This is a genomic window from Ensifer sp. BR816, assembly GCF_000378985.1.
Lineage (GTDB): Bacteria > Pseudomonadota > Alphaproteobacteria > Rhizobiales > Rhizobiaceae > Sinorhizobium.
This window is the reverse complement of the sequence record NZ_KB905370.1, coordinates 4,660,871-4,680,734: the sequence shown is the minus strand read 5'-3', so window position 1 is coordinate 4,680,734 and position 19,864 is coordinate 4,660,871. Positions and strand designations below refer to the sequence as shown.

The 19,864-nt window shown below is 59.8% G+C and carries 17 protein-coding genes; 5 read left to right on the top strand and 12 right to left on the bottom strand.

What is annotated here, in order from left to right; translation table 11 throughout:
• Nucleotides 1–21 precede the first annotated feature (21 nt).
• From RHIBR816_RS0122385 to RHIBR816_RS0122340, 10 genes are all read right to left on the bottom strand, one after another.
• The gene (locus RHIBR816_RS0122385; protein WP_026187314.1) at nucleotides 22–450 is read right to left on the bottom strand and encodes a lipocalin-like domain-containing protein; all 429 of its coding nucleotides are present in this window, start codon (nucleotides 448–450) and stop codon (nucleotides 22–24) included.
• An 868-nt stretch (nucleotides 451–1,318) separates the two neighbouring features.
• The gene (locus RHIBR816_RS0122380; protein WP_018238837.1) at nucleotides 1,319–2,323 is read right to left on the bottom strand and encodes a glycoside hydrolase family 3 N-terminal domain-containing protein; all 1,005 of its coding nucleotides are present in this window, start codon (nucleotides 2,321–2,323) and stop codon (nucleotides 1,319–1,321) included.
• Nucleotides 2,324–2,337: 14 nt separating this feature from the next.
• A complete protein-coding gene (locus RHIBR816_RS0122375; protein ID WP_018238836.1) occupies nucleotides 2,338–4,005 on the bottom strand; it encodes a GMC family oxidoreductase N-terminal domain-containing protein in 1,668 nt (555 codons plus the stop codon).
• Nucleotides 4,002–5,501 carry a GMC oxidoreductase gene (locus RHIBR816_RS0122370; protein ID WP_018238835.1) on the bottom strand — a complete coding sequence of 500 codons (1,500 nt, stop codon included), beginning with the start codon at nucleotides 5,499–5,501 and terminating at the stop codon, nucleotides 4,002–4,004. Before RHIBR816_RS0122370 ends, RHIBR816_RS0122375 begins: the two co-directional genes overlap by 4 nt.
• An 11-nt stretch (nucleotides 5,502–5,512) precedes the next feature.
• Nucleotides 5,513–6,613: an ABC transporter ATP-binding protein gene (locus RHIBR816_RS0122365; protein WP_018238834.1), complete on the bottom strand. Its 1,101-nt coding sequence runs from the start codon at nucleotides 6,611–6,613 to the stop codon at nucleotides 5,513–5,515.
• 4 nt (nucleotides 6,614–6,617) lie between these two features.
• Nucleotides 6,618–7,493, bottom strand: coding sequence for a carbohydrate ABC transporter permease (locus tag RHIBR816_RS0122360; RefSeq protein ID WP_018238833.1), 876 nt, complete (start codon nucleotides 7,491–7,493; stop codon nucleotides 6,618–6,620).
• A gap of 22 nt (nucleotides 7,494–7,515) precedes the next feature.
• Complete coding sequence (locus RHIBR816_RS0122355) at nucleotides 7,516–8,409, bottom strand: carbohydrate ABC transporter permease (RefSeq protein ID WP_026187312.1); 894 nt, start codon at nucleotides 8,407–8,409, stop codon at nucleotides 7,516–7,518.
• Nucleotides 8,410–8,471: 62 nt separating this feature from the next.
• Complete coding sequence (locus RHIBR816_RS0122350) at nucleotides 8,472–9,719, bottom strand: ABC transporter substrate-binding protein (RefSeq protein ID WP_018238831.1); 1,248 nt, start codon at nucleotides 9,717–9,719, stop codon at nucleotides 8,472–8,474.
• Nucleotides 9,720–9,782: 63 nt separating this feature from the next.
• Nucleotides 9,783–11,096, bottom strand: coding sequence for a histidinol dehydrogenase (gene hisD / locus RHIBR816_RS0122345; protein ID WP_018238830.1), 1,314 nt, complete (start codon nucleotides 11,094–11,096; stop codon nucleotides 9,783–9,785).
• A gap of 100 nt (nucleotides 11,097–11,196) precedes the next feature.
• Nucleotides 11,197–12,999: a thiamine pyrophosphate-binding protein gene (locus tag RHIBR816_RS0122340; RefSeq protein WP_018238829.1), complete on the bottom strand. Its 1,803-nt coding sequence runs from the start codon at nucleotides 12,997–12,999 to the stop codon at nucleotides 11,197–11,199.
• Nucleotides 13,000–13,370: 371 nt separating this feature from the next.
• Between RHIBR816_RS0122340 and RHIBR816_RS0122335 the strand changes: the two genes are divergently transcribed.
• Nucleotides 13,371–14,060, top strand: coding sequence for a hypothetical protein (locus RHIBR816_RS0122335; RefSeq protein ID WP_026187311.1), 690 nt, complete (start codon nucleotides 13,371–13,373; stop codon nucleotides 14,058–14,060).
• A gap of 31 nt (nucleotides 14,061–14,091) precedes the next feature.
• Here the strand turns inward: RHIBR816_RS0122335 and RHIBR816_RS0122330 are convergent, their stop codons facing one another.
• A complete protein-coding gene (locus RHIBR816_RS0122330; protein WP_018238827.1) occupies nucleotides 14,092–14,916 on the bottom strand; it encodes a helix-turn-helix domain-containing protein in 825 nt (274 codons plus the stop codon).
• A 133-nt stretch (nucleotides 14,917–15,049) separates the two neighbouring features.
• Between RHIBR816_RS0122330 and RHIBR816_RS0122325 the strand changes: the two genes are divergently transcribed.
• The 4 genes from RHIBR816_RS0122325 to hisN all read left to right on the top strand — a co-directional run bounded on the left by RHIBR816_RS0122325 (nucleotide 15,050) and on the right by hisN (nucleotide 18,288).
• Nucleotides 15,050–16,066: a Gfo/Idh/MocA family protein gene (locus tag RHIBR816_RS0122325; protein ID WP_018238826.1), complete on the top strand. Its 1,017-nt coding sequence runs from the start codon at nucleotides 15,050–15,052 to the stop codon at nucleotides 16,064–16,066.
• A gap of 92 nt (nucleotides 16,067–16,158) precedes the next feature.
• Nucleotides 16,159–17,040, top strand: a complete 882-nt coding sequence (locus RHIBR816_RS0122320; protein ID WP_018238825.1) for a sugar phosphate isomerase/epimerase — start codon at nucleotides 16,159–16,161, stop codon at nucleotides 17,038–17,040.
• 144 nt (nucleotides 17,041–17,184) lie between these two features.
• A complete protein-coding gene (locus RHIBR816_RS0122315) occupies nucleotides 17,185–17,364 on the top strand; it encodes a hypothetical protein (protein WP_157628224.1) in 180 nt (59 codons plus the stop codon).
• Between the two features lie 141 nt (nucleotides 17,365–17,505).
• Nucleotides 17,506–18,288 (top strand): histidinol-phosphatase, encoded by a 783-nt coding sequence (hisN, locus tag RHIBR816_RS0122310; RefSeq protein ID WP_018238823.1) that lies wholly within the window; start codon nucleotides 17,506–17,508, stop codon nucleotides 18,286–18,288.
• A gap of 138 nt (nucleotides 18,289–18,426) precedes the next feature.
• Here the strand turns inward: hisN and RHIBR816_RS0122305 are convergent, their stop codons facing one another.
• Nucleotides 18,427–19,656 carry an MFS transporter gene (locus RHIBR816_RS0122305; protein ID WP_018238822.1) on the bottom strand — a complete coding sequence of 410 codons (1,230 nt, stop codon included), beginning with the start codon at nucleotides 19,654–19,656 and terminating at the stop codon, nucleotides 18,427–18,429.
• Nucleotides 19,657–19,864: the final 208 nt, after the last annotated feature.

Below are 19,864 nucleotides of genomic sequence, written 5' to 3'. Positions count from 1 at the left end.
TTCGGTGTCAAAAGGCCCCCCTCAGACCTTTTGAAACTCGATCCGATAAATTACTTCCTCACCCGTCACAGGGTCGATCCCCGGCGCGTCGCTGATCACCAGCCTGTCGCCGCTGATCGAATACGGTCGGATGAGTTCGGCCACCCCCCAAAGAGGATTCCAGCTTGCATCGACGTGATGCGTGACCCTGCCGTTTTCGACCGTGTAGGAGCCGCTATAGGCCAGCATAGAATCGAAAAGAGCAGCCTTCTCATCATTCGTAAGCTTGGCCGCCTGGGGTGCAGGCCGAGCACGGCTGACCACCAATGCCATCATGCGGCCGTCTGCCTGATAAGAGAGGAATCCCACAGGCTCCGCGCCCATGGCATCGGTTACCTCGCCGGAGACAACAACTTTCCGCGTCCACGAGAGCATTCGCCAGGTTCCGAGCAATGCGGATGCGCTTGGCATGTGGTCCCCCTCCAAACGGCCCACGCAGTTCACGCACGATATCATACACTTTGGGGCAGCACGACTGTGGCGAGCATACTGCGTCTTCTTCACGTTGCGGACCGCGGCTTCCGTTCGAGCGAAACCCGCCCGGCGATCATCTTCCGTTCAACGGCTCTCCAGGCAAATGCGTGACCAGGGCCGCATCAAGGGTCAGGCTGTCGCTCCAGCCTGACGGGGTGCTATCGCCCTTTTTCTCCAACGCCGCCGTTGAGGAGCCATGCCGCAGTTGATCGGAGCGAAAGAGCAAGCGACTGCTTTGGCGCTCTCCGGTCGAGGGCTTTCCGTCTCCTGTCGACCCTTGGACGAAGCCGCTCGCGCAGCGGGGTCGTCCTCTCCTCCGTCATGGCAACCTCCTGTCTGAAGATTGAGAACACCTCAATCGTCAGCCAGGACCGCACACCTGCAAATGCACGCCGTTCAGATCATTCCTGCACCCTCACCACGGGCGCCAGTGCCGCGCGAGCGGCTTCGTCCTAGGCCCCAATAGCTGACCGTCGTGAGCGGCTCGACAACTATCTCCTATCCCGTGTGGTCGCAGAGGGATTGGTCGGCCATGGAATAATGCGAACTCCTCGCGGAGTGGCCTGTGCAACGCTGGTGGCCCAATCACCACCACCATGGACAGCTCGTTGCCAATGTCTTGGGTCGGTGCGCTCGCGTCGGTTGGCTAACAAAGCCGCTTAGGCAGCCTGCGGCAGTTGGCGGCACCGCGCTGCTGCAGGCGGCGTTGACTGCGATCGACTGCGTTTCAACTCACGTATGTTCAGTGGGGCCTTTTGCTTCGCACCCTCCGGACAAGCCCTGCGGGCAATCCGATACCGTTCGTTCAACGTCCAGCGGCGTTTTCCCTCACGCGGCACGCTGCATCTGCCAACCGCTCGGCAGAAAGACGCCCAGCCCGCACTGCGTCGGCGATGCCGTCGGACAAGGCGTGGATGTGTGGCCCTCCTCCGACGAGCAGGAGGTCGACCCCTGCGTTGAGGGAGGCTATAGCGGTGTCCAGAAGCGATGCGCCGCGCATCGTGGCAGGAGCGTCAAGATCGTCGCTGACAACGAGGCCCTTGAAGCCGAAGTGCCCGCGCAGCAGCGCGATCACAGTCGCTGACGTGCTGGCAGCATTTTGTGCGTCGAACGCGGCGACGGGCGCGGGGCCTGTCATCACCGCTTTCGTCCCAGCCTCGATCGCAGCCCTGAACGGCAGGGCACTTCCGAGGATGCGGTCGAGTGTCGTTCCGAGCGAAACATCGACCAGCGCAGGGTCAGCTTCAAGATCGTTGAAGCCCGGAAAGTGCTTCGTCACTGCAGTGATCCCCGCCTTCTGGACGCCCTTGACGTACGCCGCGGCAAGCCTCGCGACGGTTTGCGCATCCCTGCCCATCGTCCGGTTGTGCAGCCATGGATTTCGGCCGTCGACGACGTCTGCGATCGGCGCCAGGAACATCGTGACGCCGAGCTCGCGAGCGGCTGCCGCGACTTGTTGGCAACGTTCGGCGAGCACGTTTTCAGACAACGCCTCCGCGTCTTGCAAGTCGGGGAGCGCACAGACAAGCCCTTCCAGCCTCTGGATGCCGCCCAACTCTTGGTCGACGGCGACTATGAGCTCGGGACATCCAGCCCGGAGCCTGTCGACAGCGGTCCGAAAGATCTCCGGCGTCTCCGTGGCCAGTCTTTCTTTTGACATCTCTCGAGCCACGTACTCGGCCCGTGTTTCCCCGATCAGAACGGAACGGCCGCCCTTTTTCAGAAACGGTTCCATCACGTCCGCAAAATCCAGATTGTCGAACGCCGGCAGGAGTATTGCCCTGGCGTCCTGATCTAGTGTGAGGGTCATCAGCCTAGATCCTTTTAATGTCTCTGCGCGGTTTCTGAGCGCAGGAAATCGGCCGCCCGCTCGCCGATCATGATGCACACGGCATTGGGGTTACCCGAGATCAGCGTTGGCATAACCGAGGCATCAGCGACCCGCAAACCGTCGATCCCTCTCACCCGAAGCTGCGGGTCGACCACCGCCATTTCGTCCTGCCCCATGCGGCACGTCCCCGAAGGGTGCAAGGCGGCGTGGGCGTCCTTGAGACAAAATGCCTTGATATCCTCGCGCGTCTTGAGAGACGGCGACGGCGTGTGCCGGGCGGCGACGTATCGGGCGATTGCCGGCTGCGCCATGATGTCGAGCGCGGTCATTGTTCCGTCGGTGATGGCGTCGAGATCGTATGGGTCCGAGAAGTAACGCGGCGCTACGCGCGGATTTGCCGTCGGGTCAGCGCTAGCGAGCGTCACCTCACCTCTGGAGCGGGGTCGGATCTGCCCCAGATTGACCGTGCATCCGTTACCTCCGGGCACCGCATCGACCCCCTCCTCGATGCCCGCGCCAACGACCATGAAATATTGGATATCAGGGGTCGTCTCGGCCTTGTCGCCCCACCAGAATGCGCCCCCTTCAATCAGGTTCGATGACGCCGGGCCACTACGGAAGAGAGCGTAGTTCAGCCCGGCCGCCGCTTTCCAGAGAGGCCTTTTATACTTGTCATAGCTGTGCGGTCCGTTGAGCTGGTAGACTATCGAGATTTCGATATGATCCTGGAGGTTCTGGCCCACGCCAGGCAGGTCCGCCTGGAGGTCTATCCCCTGGCGTCTGATCTGGCCTTCGGGACCAATCCCGGACAGCATCAGGAGCTTGGGCGTGCCAATCGCCCCGGCGGAGAGGACGACTTCCTGCTCGGCCCTATAGACTACGGTGCGTTTGCCCTTCACACATTCGACACCGACTGCGCGTCCCTTCTCAACTATCACGCGCGTAACCGTGGTCCCAGTCTCGATCCGCAGATTGCTCCGTTTGCGGGCTGGGTTGAGATAGGCAACCGCGGCAGAGCTGCGGCGCCCGTTGCGGGCCGTTATCTGATACAGGCCGCAACCTGCCGGATTTCCTGAGTTGAAGTCGGGGTTGTAAGGAAGACCCGCCTGCTGGCAGGCCTGCAACCAGGCGCGGGTCAGGGGATGAATATAGTCGATATCCGAAACTCCGAGTGGCCCCCCGACACCATGGACTCCGTTGCAAAAGCGATTGTTGTCCTCGGCGCGCATGAAGAACGGCAGGACGTCGGCATAGCTCCAGCCTTCGGCACCCAGGTTGACCCACTGCTCATAGTCGGACGGCACGCCACGAATGTAGATCATCGCGTTGACGGAGCTGCCGCCGCCAAGCACGCGGGCCTGCACCATGGTCGGCGTCTCAGCGCGTCGCTGATCGGCCATCGGTTCCCAGGGAATGCGCTTCAGCAGTTCGCCCTGCGCGGTTTTGTAGTACGCGCCGGGAATGTGAATGTAGGGATTGAGGTCGCGCGGCCCCTCCTCGAGGAGCAGTACTCTAACGGCGGGGTCCTCCGAGAGACGCGAGGCCACGACACACCCGGTCGAGCCTCCGCCGACGACGATGTAATCAAACGTGTTGACTTCATCCGGCTGCCGGGAGCGAACTCCGAAAAGCGCCGACCCAATGTCCCAGCGTGCCATCATCGCCCCCTTGAGATCGAATTGCCTGCCTTGATAGCGAGCGCAGCGACCGTCAGTGCCGGATTGACGGCGGCCGAAGTAGGTAAGACCGACGCGTCCGTGACGTACAGATTCTCCAAGTCGTGGCTGCGGCAATCGAGATCGACAACCGATGCTTGCGGGTCAGTTCCCATTCGGGCGGTGCCACACTGGTGAGAGGTCGTCTTCCGGCCGAACGTGCGCGTCAGGACGATGGGAAAGCCGGCCTTGCGCATGACCTCGCGGGTTCTTTTGATCAGCGCTTCGTGGGCACGCATGTTTGAGCGCACCCAATGCATCACGATCCTGCCGTCCTTCACCATTACTCGGCTGTCTGGATTGGGAAGGTCCTCGCTTGTGAGAAACCAACCATAGGCATAATGCGCCATGAGCCTTGCCATCCAAGCCGGCACCGACGGCGTTTGCGCCTTGAGGATATTGCCGGTGATATGGCCCAGCAGTTGAACATTGCCCAGCGGGAAGCCCGTATCTGGGTCCTTGTTGTAGAAATCGTTGAAGGCCAGCGTCTTCTGATAGACGGCGGTGTTGGGTGATCTTGGATCGATCGCCAGCATCGCCGTCGTGTTGTGATTCATGAAGTTGCGGCCAAGTTGGTCGGAGCTATTGCCGAGGCCTCGGGGATGCGTGCTATTGCCGGATCTCAGCAGTAGCGCGGCCGACTGAACCGCACCGGCAGCCACTGCAAAAATTTCGGCGCCGATCCGCTGCTCCACACCATCCTTGATATAAACGGCGGCCGTCACTTTCGTGCCGAGCGGATCCGTTTCCAGCCGCACCACATTTGCGCCCGTAATGACGTTCACGTTCGGGTGGGCCAGGGCACTGGCAAGCGGGCCGACCTCGGCGTCGATCTTACCGCGTCCGGTATTCGGGAACGCGTCCCACCCTGTCTTCGCGCGTCGAAGCCACTCCTCGATATCGATCGCCAGCGGCAGGCTTGCCGGGTGGACGCCGGCCTTGCGCAATCTTGCGCGCACCGCGGCAATGGCCGGTTCGTCGGGAACAGCCGGGAAGCGATACGGATGCGATCGCGGCGGCTCCGTCGGATCCTCGCCGGCCGCACCACGGACGCCATAGATTTCCTCTGCCCGCTCATACCAGGGCTCCATATCGGCATAGCCTAACGGCCAGCCAGGCGAGCGGCCTTCCATATGCGGACGGGGCTCGAAGTCCTCGGCCCGGTAACGGTACATCACCGCCCCGAAGAACTTGGAATTGCCACCGACATAGTAGTAGTTGCCCGGCAGGAACGACTGGCCATCGGTACCCACCCATTCTTCGGACGACCTGTAGAAGCCCTTCTGGAAAATGGCCACGTCATCCCGAGCCTCGGGGGTGTCCTTCAGGTACTCCCCGCGTTCGAGAATGAAGATGCGCTTTCCCGAGCCCGCAAGACTATAGGCGAGAGAGCTGCCGCCGATCCCCGACCCGATTATGACAATGTCCGCTATCTGGTCCATGAAACATCCTGTCAATTGATCAGCTCTTCGCTGTCCGAATCGAAGAGGACGATTTTCGAAGTATCGACGGCGAGCGTGGCTGCGGTGCCTGCATTGACCTGCTTTGGCGGCAAACGGGCCGTGACTTCCACGCCGCCGAGATGGAACACGGCAAGCGTATCGGGGCCGGTGGGCTCCACCACGTCAACGTCCACCGAGATTGCACCTTGCGCCTGCCCATTTCCGACGCTGAATAACTCGGGCCGGATGCCAATGAGAACCTTGCGGTTCGCATATGTGGATGCGGCTTGGCTGGACAGACCTATTCCCGGGATCCGCGCGGCCGGCCGGTTAGCAACGTCGATGATCGCGGTCGCGGTCGTACCTTCGACTTCGACCCTGCAGGGAATGATGTTCATGGACGGCGAGCCGACGAATTTTGCGACATAGACGTTGGCGGGCCGGTCATAGACCGTCTGCGGGTCGTCGAGCTGCTGGACCACACCGCCCTTCATCACGGCAACGCGGGTCGCAAGCGTCATCGCTTCGATCTGGTCGTGCGTTACGTAGACGATCGTCGTGCCGAGCCGCGCGTGCAAGCGCTTTATCTCCGTGCGCATATCGACGCGCAGCTTAGCGTCGAGGTTCGACAAAGGCTCATCAAACAGAAACAGCTTGGGTTGACGCACAATGGCGCGTCCCATCGCAACACGTTGGCGCTGACCGCCCGACAATTGCGAGGGCTTGCGATCAAGCAGATGCGTGATCTGCAGCAGGTCGGCGGCAGCCCGAACGGCTTTGTCGCGGTTAGCTGGCGATACACCGCGGATCTTCATGCCGAATTCGATGTTCTGTCGAACCGTCATCGTCGGGTAAAGTGCGTAGGACTGGAAGACCATCGCAATGTCGCGGTCTTTTGGCGACAGCTCGTTTACGACCTTGCCAGCAATCCGGACCTCGCCGCCCGAGATGTTTTCAAGACCGGCAATCATGTTTAGAAGCGTAGACTTACCACAGCCGGAAGGACCAAGAAGGACGAGGAAGTCGCCAGTCCCAATGGAGATACTCACCTCCTTGAGGACTTCGAGATTGCCGTAGGTTTTGCGGACGCGATCGATTTCAAGAGTGGACATTGGATCAACCTTTCACAGCGCCGGCCGTCAGTCCGCGGACGAAATAGCGTCCAGCAACGATGTAGACCAAGAGAGTGGGGATGGCGGCGATCATGGCGGCGGCCATGTCGACGTTGTACTGTTTGCGCCCGGTGGTCACGTTGACGATGTTGTTGAGCGCGACCGTTATCGGGCTGTTGCCGCCGGACGTGAACGAGACACCAAACAGGAAGTCGTTCCAGATCTGCGTGAACTGCCAGATACAGGAGACAACAATGATCGGAATCGACGTGGGCAGGATGACGCTCCAGAAGATCCTGAAGAAGCCTGCTCCATCCACCATAGCCGCTTTGGTGAGTTCGTCCGGCAACGAGACGAAATAGTTGCGGAAGAACAGCGTCGTGAAACAGATGCCGTAGGCGACATGGACGAATACGAGGCCCGGAATGCCGCCGGCGAGGCCGAGCAGTCCGAGCGTTCGCGCCATCGGGATCAGGATCGCCTGATAGGGCAGGAAGCATCCGAAGAGCAGCAAGCCGAACACAAAGTTCGCGCCCGGAAATCGCCACTTCGTCAGGATGTAGCCGTTGATGGCGCCGATACCGGTCGACAGGACGACGGCCGGAACGACCATGAGCAGCGAGTTCACGAAATAGGGTCTGAGGCCGGTGCACTCGGTACCGATGCAGGCCTGCGACCAGGCGGAACGCCAGGCATCGAGGGTGATGGTCTGCGGCGGCCCTATGAAGGAGCCGCCGTAGATTTCGTCGAGCGGCTTGAGCGATGTCACGACCATAACCCACAGAGGCATCAGATAGAGCACCGCCATGACAGCGAGTGGGGCATAGATGAACAGGCGACCCAGACGGATCCGGTTTTGACGCGGGAGGACTTCTGCCATTGGTTTTGGCTGCGAGAGGGCGTTAGCCATTGTTGCGCTCCCGGAGTTCGGAATAGAGGTAGGGGATGATGATTGCCGCGACGGTCATGAGCATCATGATGGCGCTCGCCGCTCCGACCCCCATCTGGTTCCTGCGGAACGTCGCCGAGAACATGAAGGTTGAGGGAAGCTCAGTCGCCGAGCCGGGGCCACCGTTGGTGAGCGCCAGCACCAGGTCGAAGCTCTTGATGGCGATATAACTCAGAAGGACAATCACGCTCAGCATCGCCGGCCGCAGCATCGGGATGATGATCTGCCGATAGATGAGCGGGAGGCTGGCGCCTTCGATCTGCGCGGCCTTGATGACCGAGTTGTCGATCCCTCTGAGGCCGGCCAGGAAAATCGCCATGGCAAAACCCGAGGATTGCCAGACGCCAGCAATCACAACCGTGTAGATCGCCATCTTGGGGTCGGTGATCCAGTCGAACGTGAAGCTCGTCCAGCCAAGTTCGTTGACGACCTTCTGGATGCCGAGGCCGGGATTCATGATCCACTTCCATGCCGTCCCGGTGACGATGAACGACAGGGCCATTGGATACAGGTAGACTGCCCTCAAGAATCCTTCCGCCCGGATGTTCTGGTCGAGCAGGATTGCCATGAGCAGGCCAATGCCCGTCGAGAGCAATAGGAACAGGGCGGAGAAGATAAAGAGGTTCGCGACGGCAGTGTGCCAGCGCGGCGTCGCCCACAGCCGAACAAATTGCTCGAAACCAGCGAAGTCGTAGACCGGTACGAACTTCGAGGAGGTGAACGAGATCACGCCTGTCCAAAGGATGAACAGGTAGACCGTGACGATGACGATCAGCAGGCTGGGAGCGACGACAATGCGTGGAAGCCAGCCTGCCAATCGTGATGAAAAACTCTTGGCGGCGTTCATGAGCTAGCTCCGATGACCGAATCCTTTGAGATGGGCCGGGTGCCGGGCACCCGGCCGCTGTGTCAGCGGGCGTTGTCGATGCCTTCGACGAGCATCTTGACGGCGTCTTCCGAAGACATGTTGCCGACAAAGAACTGGGCAGCCACATCGCCAAAGACCGATGCGAATTCCGGCTTGGCGGCAAAGCCGTGTGTCATCGCGCCCAGCATGCTACCCGCCTCGATTGCTTCGGCACGTTCGTTGAAGCCGAGCTTCGCGCAGTCATCGAAGTCGTCCACGGAGACGTCCGTTCGAGCCGGGATGGAACCCTTGATCAGGTTGAAGCCCTTCTGCACCTTGGGATCCATGATCGTCTCGGCGAGAGCCACCTGGGCTTTCTGGACAGTCTCGTCCTTCACGGTGAACATGCCGAAGCTGTCGATGACGTATTGGAACGTCGGCACCTTGGCCGGGGTGGCGAAGCAGTAGAAATCCGTATTCGGCTTCAGCCCCTTGGCGAGGAACTCGCCCTTCGCCCAGTCTCCCATGAACTGCATCGCGGCTTCGCCGTTGATGACCATGCCGGTCGCGACGGCCCAGTCTCGGCCGACGAAATTGTCGTCGACGAGGCCACGGACCTCGCGCAGCGTGTCGAAGACCTTGGTCATTTCCGGACTGCTCAGCGCCGCCGGATCGAGGTCGATTGCTGCCTTCTTGTAGAATTCGGGGCCGTTCAAGTCCGACAGCAGCGCATCGAAGATGATCCCGATCTGCCAGGGCTCGTCGCCCATCGCGACCGGCGTGACGCCTTTCTCCTTGAGCTTCTTACCGGCAGCGATCAGTTCCTCCCATGTCTTGGGAGGCGCGATGCCGGCGTCGTCGAAGATCTTCTTGTTGGCCCACACCCAGTTCTGACGGTGCATGTTGATCGGCGCCGCAATGAAGGCATCGCCCGAGGTGACGAAAGTAAGCAGTTGCGGGGGAAGCGCCTCACGCCACCCGCCTTCCTTGGCAAGATCGTTCAGATCGCGAACGACGCCCTGTTCGGCCCACTGGGGACCTTCCCAGCCCAGGAATTGCATTGCTCCCGGCGGGTCGCCCGAAGTCAGGCGTGACCTCAGGGCCTGCTGCGCGTTCGCGCCGCTCATGCCGCCGACGGCGGAGTCCTTCCACTGGAAACCCTTCGTTTCCAGGTCCTTGCGGATGACGTTCAAGGCGTCGACTTCGCTCTGGGAAACCCAGTGGTGGAGAACCTCGATCGTGCCTTCCGCACGCGCAGCCGCCGGCACCAGCATGGTGGCGGCGACAAGACTTGCAAGAAACTTTGACATCTATGTATTCCTCTCTGGTTGCGGTTGATCGCAGGCCCTTGGCAGGCTCTTTATGCGAAGTTGTCAGTTGGGGTCCGCCGGCATGGCATAGCCGACGTTCTTGCGGCCGTAGCGACGAACCCGAATGTTCGACTGCTCTGCGTGGCCGGCAAATCCTTCCATGAGGCAAAGGCGAGAGCCGTATTGCCCGATCAAAGCGGATGCCTCGTCCGTCTCGATGCGTTGGTAGGTGCAGGTCTTGAGGAACTTGCCGACCCAGAGACCGCCCGTGTATCGGGCAGCCTTGTTCGTCGGCAGCGTATGATTGGTGCCGATGACCTTGTCGCCGAAGGAGACGTTCGTGCGGGCGCCCAGGAACAGCGCGCCGTAGTTCCTCATGTTGTTAAGGAAGTAGTCGGGATCGCGCGTCAGGATCTGGACGTGCTCGGAAGCAAGCCGGTCACCTTCGGCGACCATCTCGTCGATCGTGTCACACAGGATGATTTCCCCGAAGTCTTCCCATGCCTTTGCGGCAATCGCCGCGGTCGGCAGGATCTTCAGGAGGCGATCGATCTCGGTCAGGGTGTCACGAGCAAGTCTTTCCGAGTTCGTGATGAGAACCGCTGGCGAGTTTACACCGTGCTCGGCCTGCCCCAGAAGATCCGTCGCCACCAGTTCGCCATCGGCGCTGTCGTCAGCGATGACAAGTGTTTCGGTCGGGCCGGCGAAGAGATCGATGCCGACTTTCCCGAAGAGCAAGCGCTTCGCTTCGGCAACATAGGCGTTGCCGGGACCCGCAAGCATGTCGACCGATGCAATCGTTTCCGTCCCGTAGGCCATCGCCGCGATCGCCTGAACACCACCAAGGCAATAAATCTCGTCGGCGCCTGCAAGTGCCTGGGCAGCGACGATCTTCTCGGAAGTCCTGCCCTGGAAAGGCGGTGCGCAGGTGATGACACGTTCGCAGCCGGCAACGCGGGCGGTCAGGACCGTCATATGCGCCGAGGCCAGCAGCGGATACTTACCGCCCGGCACATAGCAGCCGACATTCTGAATCGGGACGTTGCGATGACCCAGGATCACTCCAGGAAGCGTCTCGACTTCGAGGTCGGTCAGCGTTGCCTTCTGAGCTTCTGCAAACTTTCGGACTTGGTCCTGCGCGAAGTCGAGGTCTTCGCGCTCGCGCCCCGTGAGCGAGTTGATGGAGCGGTCGATTTCTTCCTTCGAAAGACGATAGGTTTCTCGGTCGAGCTTATCGAACTGGATCGACAGTTCGCGAACTGCCTTGTCACCACCGTTTTTGACCTTTGCGAGAAGCGCCTCGACTGCTTTGGTCACCGCGCTGTCGGTACCGCCTTCTTCTACAGAGGCCTGCGCTGATTTGATGTGCCGTATCATGACAAAGACTCTTCGTTTACGGTCGCCGCAAGCGCCGCACTCTCAACGTGGTGGATGGTGAGTGGCGAGGGCGGCCTACCGCCACCCTCGCGAGATCTGCTTAGAGATGCTGCTCGCGTGCACGCATCTCAGCGTAAGCAGTCTGTTCCTTCTCGTAGTACGCTGGCGACGGGAAGTCCCACCAGCCAGTGGCGAACGGACCTGCCGCGTCGCGTGATACGACGACTTCAACCAGGGCCGGACCGCCGCATTCCAAAGCCGCCTTCAGGCTGCTTTCCAGGTCTTCGTCCTTTTCGACCTTCCACGCCTCCAGACCGAAGGCACGGGCCGACGCCGCAATGTCTGCCGAATAGGGCTCGCCATTGCCGGCGTGACGCTTGAACTCCGATGCAATGTGACGCCCCATGAACTTGCGCTGACCGCCGCGGATCGACATGTAGCCGGAATTGTTCAGCACGAGGAACACCACGTTGATGCCGTTCATCGCTGCCGTACCCATTTCCGGCAGGGACATCATGAAATCACCGTCGCCGACGATCGCCACGACCTGGCGATCGGGGCAGGCAAGCTTGGCGCCCAGCGCAGCCGGAACCGCCCAGCCCATTGGAGAATAGGAACCCGAGGTGAGATGCGTGCGCGGCTCATAGACCGGGAAGCTCTGCTTGACCGAGCCTTGTGTGTTGCCCGATCCGACGACAACAATGCCGTTGCGGTCCAGCACCTTGCGCAGCGCCATGAGGGGCCGCTGCGAGGTGAAAGGGGTTTCGCGGCTGTTCTCGCGCGGCTCCACCTGGGCGCGCCAGTCGGCCTTGGCCTTCTGCACGTCGGCCAGGAACTTCTCGCGACGCGACAACATCCTCGTCGAGTCGGCGTCGGAGATCATGGCCAACATCGCTTCCAAAGCGACTTTGGCATCGGAAACGATACCGACTTCGGTCTCGTAGTTCTTGCCGATTTCGCGCGGATCAAGGTCGATGTGGATCAGCTTGGCCGACGGTATCGAGAAGGACACGCCCTTGGCGTAGGATGAGGCGGACCAGTCGGTGAAACGGCAACCGACCGAGACGACCACGTCAGCGGAAGCAGTGATGGTGTTGCCGCAGGTCGTGCCGGTCTGCCCGACGGCTCCGATGAACAGTGCGTGATCTTCCGAGATCGCGCCTTTGCCGTTCCAGGTGATCGACACCGCCGCGCCGAGCTTTTCGGCAAGGCGCGTCAGTTCGGCCGAGGCATTGGCGGTGATCGCCCCGCCGCCTGCGACTATGACCGGACGCTCGGCGTTCAGCAGAACCTTGATGGCCGCCTCTATCGCCTTCGGGTCCGGGTAGGCCACGCCGATCGGCAGGCGCTTTTCCAGCGGGTGAATTGCGACATCCGCCGCCTCGACCTGCACATCCATCGGCACTTCGACGTGGACGGGACCGGGACGGCCCGTCATCATCGCGCTAAAGGCACGGTGCATGATGCTCGGCAGGACCTGAACCGAGTTCGCTTGCCAGGCGCGCTTCGTCACCTGCTCGGTGATACGCGGGAAGGCGTTGTCCTGCTGGCGCTCCAGTTCCTGCATGGTGCCATGACCATGCATGTAGGTCTGCGGCGAGCCGGAAACATAGAACAGCGATGTGGAGTCGCAATAGGCCGTTGCCAGGCCGATGATCGTGTTCGCGGCACCCGGACCCACCGAGGTCGAACAAGCCATCGGGCGTCCCGACGCCCGGAAATAGCCATCCGCCATATGCACAGCGCTTTGCTCGTGCATGACCTGGATAAAAGGAAGCTGCGAACCTTCTTCAAGAAATGCGTCGAAGAGCGACCAGATGCCGTGGCCCGGAACACCGGCGACATACTCCACTCCATATTCCTTTAGTGCTTTCGCGACGACTTGACCGCCCGTGAGCTTCATCTGATCAACCCTCCTCGGTAGTGTTTTTGCCAGCGAGCCTTCGGATACCGGCTCTTTCGATCCTGGGATGAACAGTCCGCGTTTCGTGCAAACCTTACAAGTTCGCAGGGCACGATTAGCTGACGCAGACTGACGCAAGACCTGCTGAGCTTTGCATCGCCCCTCTGGGACCTTCCGCTCGATAGGCTGGCTCTTCGCGCGGCTCTGTTCCCAGACGATCTGCATGCCGCTTGGTGGCCGCCTCAAGAGGATTCGCAACTAGACGCACGCTGCGCGTATACTTGCGCGGTAAATCAGAGTCCCGCGCAATAGGCATTTCGCTCTTGTCGTGGCTTCCTGTGAAGAAAGTAGCCTTCCAGGAGGAGTTCGCCGTGGAGAACAAAATTAGAGATCTCGCGTTTGCCGACGAGTTCATTTACGCGAAGCTCGTCGAGAACGTGGTTGACCACGAGGTCGAGGATGCAATCGTCGTCAACCTGAGCCCGCGGCCGCTTGTAACCGGGGAAGAGCATCCGGCGATCGTTCCCGCCTGGAAATCCACCTGGCTGCGCGGCGGGTGCATCAAGAGCGCCGAACGGGTCGCGCTAGTGAAGGTGCAGCGTGCGACCAATCTTGGAGGAGCCATGTTCCGGGGCTGGGATTGGCTCGGCAACCGGATCCGCAGTTTCCCGAGGGACACGCCCCTCTTTATCTCGAAGCAGGACGAGCTCGGCACGGTCACGACGGACCCCCGCGTTTTCACGAACGAGCGCACAGAACACGAGGCGCCGCAGGTATTTACGCTGAAGCTAAATCTCTGGTGGGCACCCGGCGACACGGACTGTTTCATTCATCATGAGCATCCGTTTTTGGAGACGCACACGCAGATCCACGGCTCTGGCAGGATGCAGAAGTTCAGAGAACGCGACCCATCCACCTTGTACGAAGACGTGGTGATGCCCGTCGGCTATTCGCATGATCCATTCTGCAGGGTGACTGGAAGGAACCAGTGGACCTACCCTTGGCACCGGTACTATGCGGACACCGACTCCGTCTGGTTGGCTGTGGAATTGCATCCCTGACGAATACGAGCCCGGCCATTTCAGTCGGGCTTCACCCCATCTGGATCATGTCAGACCCATCACCCAGATATTGCAAGGCTTCGCGGGGTATCGAAGGATCGTTCCGATCCATCACGGTCAGGTTGTTGAGGTGCTCGCGTTTCAGAAGGCCTGGCCCGCGGTAGTGGAGAGCCACTTTGGTGGAGTATGGCTGTCTGAACATGTTTGCGGCGATGCCGCTGGCTATGCCGAACATGAACTTCTTCGCATTACGCTTTACCTGAGCGTAAACTCCAAAGGTCAATTCGTTGCGTTGGATTCCTTCGAAGTCGGCCGTGAAGATGCGGTCGGCCACGGGAAAACAGAAGCCGTAGTACTTGAAAACATATTCAGTCTTCTTTGGATCATCGAAGCTCGGGAACCGTTCGACATAATAGTGCTGAAGGAACTCCTTGTTGCGGTAGATGCAAAAGGCGGACCGCAGCACGAAACCTTTGTAGATGGAGGAGAACTGATACCTGTCATAGACACCGAGGATATCGTCATCCAGAGAATTGTTCTCGACGATCATGTTTGACACGAAGCGCGAGAACTCCGGTAGCTGGCGAGCGGTAGACATGGCATGGAAGAAGTTTCCGTCGACAAGTGTGCGAAACTCGTCTGGATCCGAAAACAGGATTGGAACGCTGAGGCCGAAATAGTTCGCGATCATCCTTAGATTGGATGCAGATGGCACGTGAGCGCCTGAAAGATACTTGTTGAACTGCTGCCGGTTGACATTGATCTTTCGACAGACGGCCGCAATCGAACCGTGTCCCTCGCACAGGGTTCTGAGATTGGCCGCCAGAGCGCCGGCATTTCCCGCGATATGATCCAATCTTGCAGCCCTCCGAACTGAAGCAATAGGAAGCACATCTTACTTCTTTTCGCGAAGGACATCAACGGGGTGCGAAGTTGCTCTCCGCGGAGTCTTGCCGCACTGTGGCCGAAAGCCGATCCGCGAGGCACCCATGGAATTGCGACAGAGCGCCGCCGAAGGCTGGTCCGTTATGGGCACCGGGACAATCGCGACCGAGCAGATGGTTGCGGCCATTCGTGCGATGGGGCATTCGCCGCTGTGGGTGGTGAGCAAAAGCAAAACCGATGCCCTTCATTTCGCAAACGACCTGAGCATCCCCCAGGCCACCACAGATATGAAGCGGGTCTGGTCCGACCCGGCCGTCAAGTTCGTCTACATCAGCGCCACGCTCAAGCGCCGACAGCATTACGTCCTCGCAGCGGCGAATGCCGGAAAACACATTCTCTGCGATGGACCGCTATCGGAAGACAGCAAAACCGCCAGGCGACTGATCAAGCACTGCTCCGACAACGGAGTCGTGCTCGCGGTGAACCAGCCCCTTCGTGCCTCCACGGTTCACCAGACTATGCGCCGGCTCATTCTCGATGGAGAAATCGGTACGATCCAGTCCGTTTCGATCTTGCGCGGCGGCCCCTTTCAGCCTCCTCCAAATCGGAGGGGGGAGATATCCCCTGATGGTGGCAGCGTATTTCTTGACATCTGCGCCGAGGACATTGATCTCGCGCGCTTTCTCACCGGTGGCGAGCCCATTGAGGCGATAGCCTTTGCCAAGGAATCGAACGGCTCGCCTTACCATCTGGCATATACGATCCGCATGAAGGATGGCAGCTTTCTCCAGGCGCATGAGAGTTTTGGCACAGCCGACATGGAAAGCATGGTGGTGGCAGCCGGCACTGATGGCGTGCTGATTGCCAGCGGGACCTTGAGCTCGCGCGGTACCGGCGTCCTGGTGCGCAGGCTCGCGGGCCGTAACGAACTCGTTCCCGTGCGTGACCGCGATCTGCACACCGCCACCCTGGAGGAATTCGTGGCAGCGGCAAGACACCAAGCGTCCCCACTAGCGACTGGCATGGACAGTTTCGCGGCGCTGGTCGCTACCGAAGCGGTGGCTTCAGCGGCCAAAAGAGGCCGGGCGACGGTGATCCGGCCATTTGACGAGAGCGCCTGAACACACGCATCGCGCGCTTATCGGAAGCTCGTATTCCGCCGCACCTATGAAGCTGTCGGCGAGCAGAAACGTGAAATAGAAAAGGCTAGGTTATGACCAAAAAGCACCAGCTCCTACTGCACTCTCTCGTCGCGAAGCATTCAACGCTGGCGATCGATCTCGACATCGCCGAGGAGGTCGGTTTCGACGGCATAGAAGCATCCGCAGCCAAGCTGAGGGCATTTCTGGGGTCTGGCTTTTCCGAAGCCGAGCTGGCGGCGCTGCTGCAGGATGTGAACGTGCCGGGCATCGGCTTCCTAGTCGATATAGAGCGCCAGGGCGAGGCGAGGAAGCAGCTCATGCGAGAAGCGGAGGAGCTCTTTCGTCTCGCTTACATAGCAGGGGCCAAAGGGGTTCAGGTGCTGACCGGTCCCGTCAACGTGGAAGCGGTGCTGCGCCATCAGGACGGCCTCCCAACGAACCTTTACAGCGGCTTGCTCGGTCGAGCCATTGAGGAGCAAATCGCCCTTACCGCAACGAACCTCTCGGAGATCGCCGACCTCGCTGCCAGTCATGGGCTTCTCATATATCTCGAAGCGCTTTCCTGGACGCCCCTGAACACGATTGAAAAGCAACTGATGATAATCGATCGCTCCCGGCGCGATAACATCCGGATGGTGATCGATTTCTGGCACTGCTATACGTCCGGAAACACCCCTGACGACATCGCGCGGCTCGACAAGGACATCATTTATGGCGTCCATGTGTGCGACTCGTTGGCATTTTCCGGCGGAGTTCCCGATGAAGTGGTATTGAGAGACGTGCCGACGGGCGGAGGAGTGATCGACCTGAAGCTGTGGGCCGATGCAGTCATAGCGACTGGCTACGACGGGTGGTGGAGTTGCGAGCTCTTCTGCAGAAAACAACAACAGCAGAACAGCTACGATGTCGCCCGCGAACTGCACGCGCTGATGTCGACGCTGGTCGCTGGCTGATCTCCCTTTGGGATCGTCCGAGTCACCATTCGCAACAGATGGAGGCAACTGCGTCATATTGCTTCAGGTATTTTAGAGATGAGAAATCCACCTGCGGACCGCTGTGACTTATCGTGCTTGGATACTTGGCGACGGGAGGCGATCTTGAAGTTTCACAGAATTAACGTTCCGGGCACTCCGATCGCTGTCGCAATCCTGACAGTGCTCTGCCTCTGGTGGCTCGGCCCTCACATCGGCAACTTTTCCGCCCAGGTTGCTTCCCTCCACGAGCTTCAGGCCACCCTGAAGAGAGATGCGGTGATCACCATTTTCCAGGGCAATTAGCTAACGCGCTCGCCACCTGCTGTACGTTACCAACATCGCAAAAGGTGGCAGGCGGCGGTGGTTCTCCCCATCGCCGCCACTCTTTCAGGCCTGTCATTTATGCGCGGTCTTACACATAGATGGGCCAGCTTGGATAAGACCATGGACACGTTCCCTCCCGTTTCATTTCTCCATCGCCTGGCGGACGCGGCTTCTATGGAGACGTTGCCTCGATTCCGCACCACTCTCGAAGTCGAAGAGAAGTTCAAGCCTGGCTATCGTTTTGATCCCGTGACCTTGGCGGACAAGGAAGCCGAAAGAGTCCTGCGTGAACTGATTTCGTCTGAGTATCCCGAGCACGCAATCCTCGGTGAAGAGTTCGGCGAGACCGGGACTGGACCATGGAAGTGGGTCCTTGACCCGGTCGACGGCACGAGGCCCTTCATATGCGGTATTCCTGTCTGGGGAACGTTGATCGGTCTGACACTGGAAGGTCGCAGTGTGATGGGGATGATGAGCCAGCCCTTCACGCAGGAGCGCTTCTGGGCGGATCAGGAAGCGGCTTGGGCGAAAAACGTGTCGGGCACCCACCGCATGAGGACGCGCTCGACGACAGATCTGTCTCGAGCGATCCTGCACACGAACTCTCCCGAACGTTTTGGGGAATTCCCGGATGTCCGCTTCGAACGCTTGCGGGACAGCGTCCAGATGACGCGCTATGGCGGCGAATGCTATGCATTCGCCATGCTCGCAGCCGGACAGATCGATCTTTGTCTGGAATTGTCCCTGCAGCCATACGACATCGTCGCCTTGGTCCCGATTATCGAGCGGGCTGGCGGTGTTGTGACGGGATTAATAGGCGAGCGCCCCGAAGCGGGCGGCCATGTTCTGGCGTCTGCCAATGAGGCGCTGCACGAGCGTGCGCTTAGAACGCTGACCCCCTAAAGATTTCGGAGGGATGCGAGAACTCCGTCGGCGATCGCACAGACGTGACAACTTGATCCGACCGGCGCAATCTCCGATGACGAGCCGCCCCGCGACGCTGTTCGCGCACGCCTTCCGAACGCTTCTTGTTTTCCGAAATCACGCGAAGCTTTCACTGGTTTGAGTTTGCTTGTGGAACTGCGATAAGCGGCGTTTCAAGTAAAGGGTGCCGAGTGAAATCAACGCAAACGCAAGCGTCACCAGTCCCAAGCTGATTGTGAGGCTCGAAACCTGCGCGACGAAACCCAGCAGCGCTGGTCCAAGTAGCAGCCCGCTATATCCCATCGTGGTCACGATCGACATCGCTCTTCCGGCCGCATGAGAACCAATTCTTCCCGCCGACGCGAAGACCGCAGGTATCATGTTCGCGACGCCGAAACCGCACAACGCAAGGACCGCCATACTGATTTCGACGCTGTTTCCAATCAACATCGTTGAAAGGGACAATGCACAAACCAGTCCTCCGTATCTCAGCACGTTCACGTGCCCAATTCGTTTGGTCACGCCGTCGCCAAGCAGACGGCCGATTGCCATGGCTGCGGCGAAGATCGCGAAAGCGTAGGCCCCCACACTCTCCGAAGAACCGAGTGTGTCGACCATGTAAACAGCCGACCAATCCATGATCCCGCCCTCGGCCAGGAAAGCCAGAAAGGCAACAACGCCGAACAGGAGGACCAGCAGTGTCTGCGACCTATCCAACGTAGCTTGGCTATCAGTCGCGACGGTATCGGTGCGTGATTGTTGTTTGGCGTCGTTACGAGCGACAAATCGTGTCGACACCGCTGAAAGAAGCACGAGAATTCCGGCGCCTCCCAGACATTCTCGCAACCCGCCGCCAAAGGAAGCAAGGAATCCGACCAACGAAGCCCCAACGATATTCCCGATGCTAAACAGAGCATGAAAGGACGACATTAAGTGCCTTTCCGTTGCTCGCTCGATATCCGATGCCTCGATGTTCATCGATACGTCGAGCGTTCCAAAGGCGGCGCCCGCCAGAAACACAAGCGCTCCGACCATGACAAGGCCGTCAACGAATGGAATCATGAGGATTGCGAGGCCGAACACCAGGCTACCCCCAAGACTCAAGACGTAGCTCCCGCTAATGCGATCACTAATACGGCCGACATTCACCATCAGAACGATCGCCCCGAGGGCGAAACACAACAGCAAAGTCCCAAGTTGCCCTTTGTCCAGGCCCAACTTCGCTGCAAGCAACGGCAGGCTCGAAGCCCATGCCCCAATTCCCACGCCGCCCGCGAGAAAGAAGAGGCTGCACCGCACGCGCTTCGAACTGCGGAGGGTTTCGACCGAAAGTGGAAGCCTGTTCATTAAGAATGCCCAGATTTAATAATGAGGGAATTTTCGAGGCTTCAACAATGTCTGCCGCGCGGCGAGGAAGCCTCGTCAAGACAGTTCTAGTTTGTGTTTCCGGGGACGCAAGCTCGCACTGTACACATTCCTGACGCAAGCTGACGCACTCCGCTGCACGGCCATCACGGGGCTCCCGAGCCTGCGTCAGTGAGCGTCAACCGTTTCT

What these genes read in the sequence shown, in the direction of transcription:
- RHIBR816_RS0122385 (WP_026187314.1), bottom strand. Translation starts at nt 450, where the DNA reads ATGCCAAGCGCATCCGCATTGCTCGGAACCTGGCGAATGCTCTCGTGG.
- RHIBR816_RS0122380 (WP_018238837.1), bottom strand. Translation starts at nt 2,323, where the DNA reads ATGACCCTCACACTAGATCAGGACGCCAGGGCAATACTCCTGCCGGCG.
- RHIBR816_RS0122375 (WP_018238836.1), bottom strand. Translation starts at nt 4,005, where the DNA reads ATGATGGCACGCTGGGACATTGGGTCGGCGCTTTTCGGAGTTCGCTCC.
- RHIBR816_RS0122370 (WP_018238835.1), bottom strand. Translation starts at nt 5,501, where the DNA reads ATGGACCAGATAGCGGACATTGTCATAATCGGGTCGGGGATCGGCGGC.
- RHIBR816_RS0122365 (WP_018238834.1), bottom strand. Translation starts at nt 6,613, where the DNA reads ATGTCCACTCTTGAAATCGATCGCGTCCGCAAAACCTACGGCAATCTC.
- RHIBR816_RS0122360 (WP_018238833.1), bottom strand. Translation starts at nt 7,493, where the DNA reads ATGGCAGAAGTCCTCCCGCGTCAAAACCGGATCCGTCTGGGTCGCCTG.
- RHIBR816_RS0122355 (WP_026187312.1), bottom strand. Translation starts at nt 8,409, where the DNA reads ATGAACGCCGCCAAGAGTTTTTCATCACGATTGGCAGGCTGGCTTCCA.
- RHIBR816_RS0122350 (WP_018238831.1), bottom strand. Translation starts at nt 9,719, where the DNA reads ATGTCAAAGTTTCTTGCAAGTCTTGTCGCCGCCACCATGCTGGTGCCG.
- hisD (WP_018238830.1), bottom strand. Translation starts at nt 11,096, where the DNA reads ATGATACGGCACATCAAATCAGCGCAGGCCTCTGTAGAAGAAGGCGGT.
- RHIBR816_RS0122340 (WP_018238829.1), bottom strand. Translation starts at nt 12,999, where the DNA reads ATGAAGCTCACGGGCGGTCAAGTCGTCGCGAAAGCACTAAAGGAATAT.
- RHIBR816_RS0122325 (WP_018238826.1), top strand. Translation starts at nt 15,050, where the DNA reads ATGGAATTGCGACAGAGCGCCGCCGAAGGCTGGTCCGTTATGGGCACC.
- RHIBR816_RS0122320 (WP_018238825.1), top strand. Translation starts at nt 16,159, where the DNA reads ATGACCAAAAAGCACCAGCTCCTACTGCACTCTCTCGTCGCGAAGCAT.
- hisN (WP_018238823.1), top strand. Translation starts at nt 17,506, where the DNA reads ATGGACACGTTCCCTCCCGTTTCATTTCTCCATCGCCTGGCGGACGCG.
- RHIBR816_RS0122305 (WP_018238822.1), bottom strand. Translation starts at nt 19,656, where the DNA reads ATGAACAGGCTTCCACTTTCGGTCGAAACCCTCCGCAGTTCGAAGCGC.